This is a genomic window from Collimonas arenae, assembly GCF_000786695.1.
GTDB classification, from domain to species: domain Bacteria; phylum Pseudomonadota; class Gammaproteobacteria; order Burkholderiales; family Burkholderiaceae_D; genus Collimonas; species Collimonas arenae_A.
Window position 1 is genome coordinate 219,323 of sequence record NZ_CP009962.1, and the last position, 12,545, is coordinate 231,867.

Consider the following 12,545-nt stretch of genomic DNA (forward strand, 5'->3'; position numbering starts at 1 on the left):
GGGGAGAGACAGGAATGAAGAAGATGGCGGGCAATGGTAAGGGCAAAGACAAAGGCAATGCCAGGGGAAAAGGCCGGCTATCCAGTTTCAAGCCAGGCATGGTGGTAGCGCTGGTGTGGGGCAGTACGACGGTATTCGGCCATTCGGCCCGTGCCGAGCAATTCGATCTGGGAAATGGCTTGAGCGGCAGCTTCGATTCTTCGGTTTCCTTCGGCCTCGGCGTGCGCACCTCAAGCCCGAACTGTAGCTTCATCGGCCAGGATAACGGCGGCTGCGCCAGTTCCGGCCAGGTCGAAATTGCACGCCGCGATCCGGCCAATTTCAACCAGTCGTATGATTTGACCAGACTGAACCAGGACAACGGCAATCTCAACTATAAAAGCGGGCAGGTATTCTCCGCCGCCCTGCGCGGCGTCCACGACCTATACCTGAAAGCGCCGGACGGCTGGAGCGGCCTGATGCGCGCCGCCTGGTCCTACGATTTTGCCGCCGACCATACCAGCTATGCCGATCTGGAGCCCGATGCCCGCAGTCACGCGGTGCACGATATCCGCTTGCTGGATGCCTACGTCAACAAGGAATTCGAGATAGACCAGCATCCGGTGCGGGTGCGGGTCGGTAACCAGGTCATCAGCTGGGGCGAGGATATTTTCATTCCGGGCGGGATCAATTCGATCAACGCTATCGATGTCCGTCGAGCCCACAGTCCGGGCGTGCAGTTGAAGGAAATATTCCGGCCGGCGCCCATCCTGTCGCTCAACGCAGAGGTGGCAAAAGGCTTGAGCGTCGAAGGCTATTACCAGACCCGCTGGAACGGCTACGAATTCGATCCGGTCGGCACCTTCTTTTCCACCAGCGACATTGTCGGACGCGGTTCCACCGGCGCCTTCCTGCCGACTTCATTGGTTAATTCCGTCACTGGCCCGCTTGGCCTGCCGCCAGCGCCGCCCGGCACGGTCGGCGATACCGGCACCCGCATCATCGGCATTAACCCGAGCACCGGATTGCCGTTCAATCGCCAGCTGACAGCCGGCGAACTGGCCGATCCCAATCTGAATCCGCTGTATGGTCCGCTGGTTCACAGCGGCAGCGTGATTCCGCGCGGCGTCGATCACAATCCGAAGAACAGTGGCCAGTTCGGTTTATCCACGCGCTACACGTTTCCGGATAGCGGGGATGAGCTGGCATTCTATTACGTGCGCTATCACGACAAAATTCCATTCGCCAGCATTCGCGTCAACCAAAGCACCACCGCCAATCCGTTCGGCTGGCAGGACATCTACCTGGACTATGCCGAAGACCGTAATCTGTTCGGCGTGTCCTACAACACCCGCGCCGGCGACTGGGCATTCGGCACCGAGCTCTCGTTCCGGCCGAAGGAAAGTATTCCCATTGATCCGACCATTGTCAGCAATCCGGCCAATCCGTACTACTGTAACGCTGACCTGAATCCGGCCAACTATCGTCCTACTGGCTATGTCTGCCGCGGCGCGGTCGACCAGAAAAAATACCAGTTCCATCTGACCGCCTTGAATATCTTTACCCCGGGCGGCAGCTTCGGCGGCTTGCTGCGGGCGCTGGGTGCGACCGAGGGTTCATTCACTTCCGAGCTGGCGGCGGCCTACTATCCTGATCTCAGCCTCGATCAGGGCATTCCCTATTCAGTCACGTCTGACTACAAGGTGCCGACCAAATTGTCCAGCGGCCTGGTGGCGCAGATCGCCGTCAACTATCCGGCAGCCTTCGGCGGCCAGGCATCCTACGCGCCGGACCTGTCGCTGTCATACGGCATGTCCGGCGTCTCCGCCAGCGCCTTGCCGGGTTTCGTGCAGGGCGCCGGCGCGGTGGTGGCTGGCCTGACGATTGACTTCAAGACCAAGCCGTCGACCAAGATGCGGGTCGACTACACCCACAATTACGGCGGCGGCCAGTCCAACCTGATGCGTGACCGGGACTTCGCCACCTTCAGTTTCACGACCTCGTTCTGATCACGGATTGGATGCAAGCATGAGCGGTTCAAGTCAACATCTCCCGCCGCAAAGCCGGCTGCACAGGCTGGTTGCGGGGCTGGAGTCGGTTCTCTTCAAACGGCGTTTTGCAGTGCTGCTGACCTTTGCGGTATTCACCGTATGCATGGCGGTGCTGGCGCTGGGCTTGCGCATGTCGGCCGGTTTCGAAAAGACCTTGCCGCAGCAGCATGAATATATCAAGACCTTCAACCAGTACCGGGAAGCGCTGTTCGGCGCCAACCGCCTGATCGTGGTGGTGCATGCGCGCCGAGGCACGATATGGAATCCGCCGGTGCTGCGCCAGTTGCTGGGTGTGACCGATGCGGTGAATTATTTGCAAGGCGTGGACCGCAGCAGCGTCATGTCCCTGTGGACGCCGAACGTGTTCTTCACCGAAATCACGGAGGAGGGCTTCAAGGCGCTGCCGATCACCGGCGGCGACATCATCCCGGAAAAGCTGAATCCGCAAGTGATCGCCGACATCCGTGAGCGCGTCGTCGCCGGCGGTTATCTCGGCAACCTGGTGTCGCGTGACCAGACCAGCGCCATGGTGCTGGCCGAGCTGCAAGACAGCGATCCGCAAACCGGCCAGCCGCTCGATTACCGCGCCTTCAACCAACTGCTGGAAAACAAGGTACGCAAACAGTTTGAAAATGCCGACGTCGATATCCAGATCATCGGCTTCGCCAAAGCCATCGGCGATATCGGCGAAGAAGCCAGCAAGGTCATGGTGTTCTTCGGCATCGCCTTGCTGCTGACCGGCTTGTCGGTGTACTGGTATTGCCGCTCCCTGCGGCTGACCTTGCTGCCGCTGGTGTGTTCGCTCAGTTCGCTGGTGTGGCAATTCGGCACTTTGCGGCTGCTTGGTTTCGGCCTCGATCCGCTGGCGATCCTGGTGCCGTTCCTGGTGTTCGCCATCGGAGTGTCGCACGGCGTACAGCAGATCAATTTCATCGTACGCGAGATTGCCGACGGCAAGAATACCGAACAGGCAGCACGCCACAGCTTCACCGGCCTGCTGATACCGGGCACGCTGGCGCTGGTGACCGCCTTCATCAGCTTCATCACGCTGACCTTGATTCCGATTCCGATGATCCGCGAACTGGCGATTGCGGCATCGATAGGCGTCGGCTACAAGATCGTCACCAACCTGGTGATGCTGCCGATTGCAGCTTCGTGCTTTAGTTTTTCGCGCGATTACGCGCAACGCGCCATCGGCCGCCGCGAGCAGCATAGCCGTTGGTTGAGCTGGCTGGCGCTGGTAGCGCGGCCGCGCAATGCATGGATCGTGGTGGCCTTGGGAACCGCTCTGTTCGGCGTCGCCGTCTGGCAAAGCCAGGGACGTCATGTCGGCAGTCTGCAAGCCGGCGCTGCCGAGCTGCGACCGGAGGCGCGTTTCAACCGCGACGCCGCCGATATCACGGCGCGTTTCGATGTCGGCCTGGATTGGCTGACCGTCGTGTTTGAAGTAGCGCCGACCGGCAAGCTGGATGCCTGCGCGCGACCCGACGCGCAATTGTTCATGGACGATTTTGCGCAACAGATGAGTGGCGTCCCCGGCGTGATGTCGGTGCGCTCTGTGGCCGATGTGCTGAAGGGCGTCAACGCCGGCCTCAACGAAGGCAATCCGAAGATGAACACCATCACCCGCGATGCGCGCGGTCTTGGCTCGCAGTTCGGCAGCGCGAATAACCAGCTGCATGGTTTCTCCTCATCCGATTGCCGGGCGCAAGGCGTCAACCTGTACCTGAGCGACCACAAGGCGACCACCATCAAAGGCGTAGTCGCAGCCGTCGAAGAATTCCGCCGCAACAACCAGCTGAACGGAGTCAAGATCCGCCTGGCCAGCGGCAACGCCGGGGTCCAGGCTGCCACCAACGAAGTGCTGGAACGCAGCGAACTGCCGATGATGCTATACGTGTACGCGGCGATTTTGATACTGGTGCTGCTGGCCTATCGCGACTGGCGCGCCATGCTGGCTTGCTGCCTGCCTTTGACGGTGGCCACCTGGCTGGGTTACTGGTTCATGAAGGACTTGAATATCGGCCTCACCGTGGCGACCTTGCCGGTGATGGTGCTGGCGACCGGCATCGGCGTCGACTACGCGTTCTATATTTACAACCGCCTGCAATTGCATCTCGGCGCCGGCGTCGATATCAGCAGCGCGGTAGAGCGCACCTTGCATGAAACCGGCGTGGCGACCATCTTTACCGCGCTGACGCTATCGATAGGCGTGGCGACCTGGTCGTTCTCGCCGCTGCAATTCCAGGCCGACATGGGCAAGCTCCTGACCTTCATGTTCCTGGTCAACATGGTGATGGCGGTGACGTTGCTGCCGGCTTTTGCGGTGGTGCTGGAGAGTCTGTTTCCCCGTCGTTCCGGCACACTGCGCGCGCCATCTTTTGCCGCTCATTGAGAATATCCATGCGATCAATGCCAATCATCTCGCGTAAGTACAAGACGCCATTGACCGGCTGGCTAAGCGCAGCCTTTTTGGCGCTGTCGGCCTTCAGCACAGTTGCTCACGCCGCGGAGTCCGTCACCTCCGATTGGCCCACCAATCGCCCCGCACAGATTCGTGCGCAGGCCGCCAGCACTTCCTTGCTGGCGGCAACCGTCGCCGGAGAAGGGCCTGGCGGCCGGATCATCGCCGTCGGCGATCACGGCGTCATTCTGCTCTCCGACGACGGCAAGACATATCGCCAGGCCCGCAGCGTGCCGACCCGCACTATGCTGACCTCGGTGGTCTTCATCGACCGCAACAACGGCTGGGCCGCCGGCCACGATGGCGTGATCCTGAAAACCGCCGACGGCGGCGATACCTGGAAGCTCTTGCGCCAGCAATACGGCGAAGAGCAGCCGATCTTGTCGATCTGGTTTGGCGACGCCAGCAACGGCCTGGCAGTGGGTTTGTTCGGCATGGCGCTGAGCACCGCCGACGGCGGCCGGACATGGGGTCAAGTGAAGCTGAGCGATGGCGACGCCGCCGACCGGCATCTGTACCGGATTCTCGCCACTCAAAGCGGCGCGCTGCTGATCATGGCCGAGGCCGGCACGGTGTTCCGTTCGGAAGACGGCGGCAAGCATTGGGAGGTGATCGACACTGGCGAGAAAGGCTCGCTATGGAGCGCTGTGGCGTTTTCCGACAATGGCGTCAGCACCGTGGTGGCGGTCGGCATGCGCGGCCACATCATCCGCAGCACCGACGATGGCAAGAGCTGGCAAGCGATCGCCTCCGGCACCACGCAATCGCTGACCGACGTCGCCCGGCTATCGGGATCGGGGCAAAACCTGGCGATTGGCGGCATGGGCGGCACGCTATTGTCCAGCAGCGATGGCGGCCGTCATTTCAAATCTGAGAAAAACCTCGAAGACGCACCCATCACCGCACTGCTCAAAGCGCCCGGTGCCGGGCCGGCGCAGCTGGCGCTGTTTTCCATGGCCGGCGTGCTGCAACCGCCTGCTGCCAAGCCATAGCGCAGGCTATCCGGCATTCCTCAGTTTGATTACCTGAGACGTAATCGACCGTGCTCCCTGGCGGGCGGAGAATGTTTCTGTCGACAACGACAAAACATTCTCCCTAAACCAACGATACTTTGATGGAGCACGATCATGACTGAACTCAATCACAGCGCAACCATTGCCGACCAGGCCCACGCTATCGCCAGCCGCTACATCGCAGCCTGGAGCGAAACCGACGTCGCCCGCCGCCGCGCCCTGATCGCGACAGTATTCACGCCCGAAGCCGTGTATCTCGATCCGATGGCGCGCAGCGCCGGCCACGACGGCCTGGACGCCATGATCGGCGCGGTGCAGCAACAGTTTGCCGGGCTGCGTTTCAAACTGCATGGCAAACAGGATGGCCACAACGATGTGGTGCGCTTTTTCTGGACCCTAGGGGCCGACGGTGCGGAACCGGTGGCTTACGGCACCGACATCGCGGTGGTGGCCGCCGACGGCCGCATCAGCAAGGTCACCGGCTTCCTGGATGCAATGGCGCTTCCTGCATAGCGGCGGATAGCACGCTACACTGCGGATAATTCTTCGGAGGCAACTTATGGGTGCATCACAACTGGCAGCGGAAGCGGGTAGCAAAGAGGACTCCGAGCGGGCCGCCCGCAACCGCTATTTCAACGACTTTGCAGCGGCCCTGCGTTACTGGCGCGACAAACGCGGCTATAGCCAGCTGCGTTTGTCGACCGAAAGCCAGATCTCCCAGCGCCACATCAGTTTCCTGGAAAGCGGGCGCTCGCAACCGAGCCGGGAACTGATCCTCAAACTCGGCACGGTGCTGGACATCCCGCTGCGCCAGCGCAATGTGATGCTGCTGGCGGCGGGATTCGCACCGGCCTATCAGGAGCGTAAATTGTCCGATCCGGAACTGGCCTCGGTCAAGCAGGCGCTGGATTTCATGCTGGCCCAGCAGGCACCGTACCCGGCGCTGGTGGTAGACCGGCTGTGGAACCTGGTCATGAGCAACGGCCCGGCCGCCATGATGATCCGCTGGCTGCTGGACATGCCGGATGCGCAGCCAATCCCGCGTGAAGGCGTCAACGTCCTCAAGCTGATGCTGGACCCGCAAGCGATCCGCAAATACCTCGTCAACTGGCAAGACGTCAGCGCCGATCTGCTGCATTGGATCCAGCGCGAAGCCATGAGCGACGGCCCCGGCAGCGAAGCCACCGGATTGCTGGAGCAATTGGTAGCGCTTCCTGGCGTCAAAGCCGCGACGCAAGCGCCGAATCTCGACACGCGCGTGCTGCCGTTCCTGGCGATGACGATCCGCAAGGATGACGTTGAACTGAACCTGTTCACCTCGATCACCACCATGGGCACGCCGCACGACGTCACCGTGCACGAGCTGCGGATAGAGTCGTTCTTCCCGGCGGATGCGGTGACTGCCGCCTGGTTTAAAAGCCGCGCCTAGGCAGCCGCAAGTGGGTGGACAGATATAGGCATACAATGCTGATGCCTGTAGGTAACTAAACCTGTTCATTCCCTATTGCGGAGAAAATAAATGTTGAGAAAGATATCGGGCATCACGCTGGCATGCTGCACATTGCTGACCGCTTGCGCAACCACGCCGGCGATCGCACCGATTACGGTCCCGGACAACCTGAATGTCGCACCCGGCCAGACCTTGTCGCTGGAAGCCAAGGCGACCGGCGTGCAAATTTACCAATGCGGCGAAGCGAAAACCGACGCCGGAAAATTCGTGTGGAATTTCGTAGCGCCACAGGCCGATCTGTTCGACCAGGACGGCAAGAAAATAGGCAAGCACTATGCCGGCCCGACCTGGGAATCGACCGATGGCAGCAAGGTGGTCGGCGCTGTGCAGGCGCAAAGCAAGAGCCCGGATGCAAACGATATTGCATGGCTGCTGCTGAGCGCCAAATCGACTTCCGGCATCGGCGTTTTCGGCATGACGAAAAGCATCCAGCGCTTGCAGACTCTCGGTGGTGCTGCACCGTCCGACGGCTGCGACCAGGCACATCTTGGGCAGGAAACGCGTGTGCCTTATCAGGCTATTTATCGTTTTTACTCAGCGAAGTCTTAGCAGTTCACCCTTAACAAGCTATGACGTATCCAGCCGCTAGAATCTGGGTTGGTTGACCCCAACAATTATGAGTGTCCACATGATTGCCCCGATGACAATAATGATCCAATTCGATCGGCTGAATTTGGAATTCTCAGCGTGAGGAGAGGGTGTTGCCGCATTTATCCGATTTACATGTGCCTGCACCGGGAGCAAGTAAATGAATGAAAGCAAGTAGAGTAACAGCCACCGTCCTCCAAGTTGGGGCGAGACTGCAATTAGCACCCACCCCGCAGTCCATACGATGGGGGGCACAACTGCTCGCACTCCGATCTGAGCGCCAAATTTGTGAATGCGGGAAAAGCATTGATAGCAGAAAAAGATCGAGAATACGGATCTAACGCCTGGGGCTATATTGGACTTCTCGCGGACTTTGATAATCCGCCAGTTTCGATAAAACCAATAGATCTCATAAAACCCCGCCGTGAAGATAGACATGATAGCGAGTTTGAAAAGAGACACCGCAAAAAATGGCGGGTCAATTTCAATAGTCTTGTAAAGCTGCGGCCCATTGGAAATATCATTTGGCTTGTCGGCACTCATTGAATCAGCGATCATATTTCCCTGGAATCTTATTGTGCTTTCGCGAAAATCTAGGTTAGCCCATAGATTAATAATGTTGCGGCAAATTATCGTTTCTTAATTGCATAATTCGCAAGTGAATTATGCAAATTTCCAGAGAGGGACTGGCCATGATCACCGTTAGTGAGACCGAAGAAGGCGTCTCGTACTCGTATTTCGGTAATGCGTCATTTCAAGACATGACCCCAGCTCCTCCATTAATAGACAATTTGCACAGTGATAGAAAATGAAATATGAAAAAGCAGGTAGCCGATAATCAAGAGCGGCCAGAGAAATCCCGATCACCAAGATTACTGCCACCCCGCCCGTCATCGACGGCCATCTCGCCCGAAGAAGCCATTGCCAAAAAACAGGCGCGAGAGCGAAAGGACGCGCTGGTTCGCGGCGTCACTTCGATACAGGAAATGCGTGAGGCGATCAAGCACGCGAGCCGCGACCTGCCTGTCATTTCAGAAGTGCCGCGCATGGGCACGCTCGACGCTGCTGCTTTCCGCATGCATGCAGCAAAAGGCTTGCCATTCGTCATCACCGGGCTCGTGGGCAAGTGGCCGCTATCCGCTCTCACGCCACAAACGCTGCGCGACCGCTTTGGCGAGCTGCACGTGCGCGCGCGGGTTGGCGACTATATCAATACCGCGTTCGCGCCTGACCGGGCGATGCAAGACATGTCGCTGCTGGCGTACCTTGAGCTTGTCGCAAATAACACGCAGGACCTGCCACCGTATCTGGGCAATCTCGAATTGCGCGAATTGAATGCCTTGTGCTACTGGCCCGCCTATTTTAAAAAAATGGGCCCGCCACGCTTTTGGCTTGGCCCATCGGGAACGGTGACGCCGCTGCATTGCGACTACGACGATAATGTTTTCGCACAGATCTGGGGCAGCAAGCGTATTTTCCTGTCGCCGCCTCACCACGACGAGTTCCTATATCCGCGCGAGGCGAACGCCATCTTGTTCGGCTCGCCGTTTGATCCCGAGGCGCCGGATTTCGAGCAATTTCCGCTTGCCCGCCAGGCAGCAATGATCGAATGCATCATGCAGCCTGGTGAGCTCCTGTATGTGCCGGCGGGGTGGTATCACCAGGTTCGCTCGCTGACCTTTTCGCTTTCGGCGAACCGGTGGGCGAGAGCGCTGCCGTTGGCGTTGAGCGGGGATACTTCGTATAAGGTTGGCTAAGTTGATCGAATCCGCAAGCAAAAAGGGGCCAGATGGTAAGAGTAATACTGAAAGATCCATGCCGATGGTCCAAGCAGGAGATCGGGGTTAGGTCATTGCAATAACGCATTGCAAGCGCCAGATCTGGGGCCATAACGCTATCTACACCAGAAAAAATGTAAAAATTTGGCTAACGCGTGTACATAAACATTCTTTGTTTTTGTGTCGCTGCAAAACCTAACTCATTCCCTCTCTGCTTCAGCGGCCGCCATACCCCGCCTCGATCACCAGCTCCGTCCCGCTGACAAACCGGCTCGCATCCGACGCCAGATACAGAATCCCCGCCGCCACATCCGTCGCCGAACCCCGCCCCGTCAGCATCTGCACCTCCGCCAAATCAACCAGCCTCTGCGTCAGATCGCCTTGCTTACGCAAAGCCTCCACCAGCGCCGGTGGCCGTGAAAACCCAGGATGGATCGTATTGACGCGGATATTGCGCGCCGCATAGCGCATCGCATTCATGTTGGCCATCCGGAGCGCCGCTTTCGCCGCATGGTCCGCCGCTTCATGTCGCTCATCCTCCAAAGCGCACAAGGACAGCACATTGACGATAGAACCACCACCAGCCCGCTCCATTGCTGCGATCACATGCTTGGAGCACAAGATGCTGCCGTTGACGTTGGCCGACATGGCCTTCTCCCACTGCGCCAGCGAGAGTCCCTGCGCCGACGGATTATCCGCATCGATGCCGGCGCTGTTGACCAGGATATCGATACGGCCGAAATGGCCCTCCACCGCCGCCATCACTTGTTGCACTGCTTTGCGGTCGCTGACATCGAGCGACCAGAACCTGGCCCGCCCCTGTGCGCTGCCAAGCAACCAGGCGACGACCTGCCCCTCCTGCTCGCGCACGTCCAGGATAGCCAATCGGGCGCCGGCGGTGGAGAGAGCGCAGGCGATGTGGAGCGCGATGCCGCGTGCAGCGCCTGTGACCAGGGCGACTTTGTTTTTGAGGGAGAAGTAGGCGTTGAGTTGGTTCATGTTGGTCCTCGCAACTTGCGGCACTCCAAAAACGATGAAAGCGGGCTTTGGCAGATCGCTGTTTGGAGGGCTTTATGTCTTTAATTTTCACCACATAAGGATCGCCTGCGTGACAACCTCAGGCGTACTAGCCTTGTAGTAGCAGCGTCGTTATTCATCAATTCGCCATTGCGTCCCTTAGCACGGAATCGAGGCTGATCTGTTCCCCGTAATTCGCCCCCTTTTTCTACGTAAGCTTTTGGGCCACAAATAGTCCAAAATGGATTATTCCAAAACGGACTATAGCATCATTCCATGATTTATAGTCAACGATATGAAGCGCTTCGTGAGGTGTTGCAAGGTGTGCGACACAGTGCGGGACTTACCCAAGCGGAACTTGCCCAAAAATTAGGCCGGGGGCAAAGCTATGTATCGAAAATTGAGCGTGGAGAACGCTATCTAGATGCACTTGAATTCATACTTTGGTGTGAAGCGTGCGGCGCTTCACCAGGGAAAATTATCATTGGGATCTAATTAACGCCGACCGGCTAGGTTATCAACAAAATTCACGAATTGATGGGCCAGATGCTCCAGCGTGATACAGCACAACAACGATAAAATTTTGGTATCTCGCTACATTGGGTGTGGAGTTAACGCTTACGAACTATCGGCCAGTAGCAGCCGTTCATCAAAGATGTTTTCATAATTGGCATTCCAAATTTGGCATACCACAGAGGAACTCAATGAAACTCATACACTTTTTCTCGGTGTTATATTTCACGTTTTTCACAGCAATCATTTTGGCATTGCCAATCCCAAGTTTTGCAACTGTGTCTGTGCCAGAAAATTTTTATCCTTGCGATGAATTCAAAGATTTTTCGTCAAATAAACGAGCACTTTATGAAGCAGTGAAATCGAATAATGCAGATATTGCTTTAAATATTTTGCCAACAGTAGGAGACGTGAATTACTGCACGCCGGCTATGGATTTGAGAGTGGTTGACTTGGCCATCATCCATCGAAATGTGCTTCTCGTGAAGCACCTGCTAGAAAAAGGGGCTGAAGTTAATTGTGTCGGCAATTGCAGATCAGCGATCCTGTATGTCATTGACCAACCCAATGCAGACGAGAAAGAAGAGGATCGCGCAATTGAAATTGGAGACATATTATTGAAGCATGGGGCTTCTTTAGAGCATTTGAATTTTGCCCCGCTTCTCGATTCCGCTGCACCGATGGGGCGACAATGCCCCTCCGTAGTTTGTGCCGCAAGAAACGGAAACATAAAGACCATAAAATGGTTATCGAAGCATGGTGCCGCGATAAATTCAGAAGATGCACAGTCTCGGACGCCTCTGATTTTTGCTGTCGTTCGTGGGGATATCACAACAGCGAAGATATTACTGGATCTCGGTGCGAATCCAAATGGCCTTCACGAGAATTCCAACGGTTTCGGTAGCCCACTAATACACGCCGCTGCCATGGGCTACCCGGAAATGACTATCTTGCTTATTAGTCGTGGCGCAAACGTTAACCAAACTATACGTTCCGGTATTGATACCGTGACACCACTTAAATGGGCGCATAAGTGCGGCGACGGTCCTGATGCAAAGGATGAATTGGTGCAGCGCTGCAAAGCAGTCGCCGAAATTTTAAGTAACGCAGGGGAAAAAGAATAGATAAGTATTACCGACCATGACCGCTTTGTGCTGTGAATTCAGCCAGTGGCGACTGTCCGAAACGGCTGTATTAGCTGAGTATCGTGACGGGCAACAATCGGTCAAAAGCGGACGTGTAATCGCCATCGAAAAAAATGTTAGCGCACACGCCCTTGCAGGCAATCAAAGAAGTTAAGAAATGCCAATCAAAGAACAGCACCTACCGATAGAAAGGTTCGACAGTGCCTTTTACTTTAGTCATTAAGGGGTTGCCCTTCCGATCTAGCGCCTTTCCGGCCGGGACTTTAATCCATCCCTCGCTGATGCAGTATTCCTCAACTTCGAAGCGTTCTTTATCGTTAAGTTTAATACCAACATCATGTTCAAATATGGCGGCGTTATAGTAAGGGCTACGAGGATCGACTGAGAGCCGATCGGGAAGTGGTGGGCGGTTTTGGGTATCGTTCATAGCTACAATTATCAACTATAAGATTAAGCAAAACAATTTTTTATCAGCGTAATGTCGAAC

General features: G+C 56.9%; 11 protein-coding genes. 9 read left to right on the forward strand and 2 right to left on the reverse strand.

The annotated features are described in order from the left end of the window. Positions 1-14 precede the first annotated feature (14 nt). From LT85_RS00980 to LT85_RS01015, 7 genes are all read left to right on the forward strand, one after another. The gene (locus LT85_RS00980) at positions 15-1,988 is read left to right on the forward strand and encodes a DUF1302 domain-containing protein (protein ID WP_253273636.1); all 1,974 of its coding nucleotides are present in this window, start codon (positions 15-17) and stop codon (positions 1,986-1,988) included. Positions 1,989-2,007: 19 nt separating this feature from the next. Beyond that, entirely contained in the window at positions 2,008-4,425 is a 2,418-nt protein-coding gene (locus LT85_RS00985) for an efflux RND transporter permease subunit (RefSeq protein WP_038484204.1), read from the forward strand. Positions 4,426-4,433: 8 nt separating this feature from the next. Further along, positions 4,434-5,486 carry a WD40/YVTN/BNR-like repeat-containing protein gene (locus LT85_RS00990; RefSeq protein WP_156117388.1) on the forward strand — a complete coding sequence of 351 codons (1,053 nt, stop codon included), beginning with the start codon at positions 4,434-4,436 and terminating at the stop codon, positions 5,484-5,486. Between the two features lie 135 nt (positions 5,487-5,621). Then, complete coding sequence (locus tag LT85_RS00995) at positions 5,622-6,020, forward strand: nuclear transport factor 2 family protein (RefSeq protein WP_052134480.1); 399 nt, start codon at positions 5,622-5,624, stop codon at positions 6,018-6,020. A 46-nt stretch (positions 6,021-6,066) separates the two neighbouring features. Beyond that, entirely contained in the window at positions 6,067-6,936 is an 870-nt protein-coding gene (locus LT85_RS01000) for a helix-turn-helix domain-containing protein (protein WP_081991885.1), read from the forward strand. Between the two features lie 90 nt (positions 6,937-7,026). After that, positions 7,027-7,566 carry a DUF3455 domain-containing protein gene (locus tag LT85_RS01005; RefSeq protein ID WP_038484207.1) on the forward strand — a complete coding sequence of 180 codons (540 nt, stop codon included), beginning with the start codon at positions 7,027-7,029 and terminating at the stop codon, positions 7,564-7,566. 854 nt (positions 7,567-8,420) lie between these two features. Then, a complete protein-coding gene (locus LT85_RS01015; RefSeq protein WP_038484214.1) occupies positions 8,421-9,362 on the forward strand; it encodes a cupin-like domain-containing protein in 942 nt (313 codons plus the stop codon). A gap of 237 nt (positions 9,363-9,599) precedes the next feature. Here the strand turns inward: LT85_RS01015 and LT85_RS01020 are convergent, their stop codons facing one another. Further along, on the reverse strand, positions 9,600-10,382 hold the full coding sequence (locus tag LT85_RS01020) for an SDR family NAD(P)-dependent oxidoreductase (RefSeq protein WP_038484217.1): 783 nt from the start codon (positions 10,380-10,382) through the stop codon (positions 9,600-9,602). 294 nt (positions 10,383-10,676) lie between these two features. On the opposite strand from LT85_RS01020, the gene LT85_RS25745 reads away from it, so the two are divergent. Continuing rightward, positions 10,677-10,895, forward strand: a complete 219-nt coding sequence (locus tag LT85_RS25745) for a helix-turn-helix domain-containing protein (protein ID WP_038484220.1) — start codon at positions 10,677-10,679, stop codon at positions 10,893-10,895. Between the two features lie 209 nt (positions 10,896-11,104). Next, on the forward strand, positions 11,105-12,037 hold the full coding sequence (locus LT85_RS25125) for an ankyrin repeat domain-containing protein (RefSeq protein ID WP_081991886.1): 933 nt from the start codon (positions 11,105-11,107) through the stop codon (positions 12,035-12,037). Between the two features lie 199 nt (positions 12,038-12,236). On the opposite strand, the gene LT85_RS01035 is transcribed toward LT85_RS25125, so the two are convergent. Further along, positions 12,237-12,485, reverse strand: a complete 249-nt coding sequence (locus tag LT85_RS01035; protein WP_038483821.1) for a DUF3297 family protein — start codon at positions 12,483-12,485, stop codon at positions 12,237-12,239. Positions 12,486-12,545: the final 60 nt, after the last annotated feature.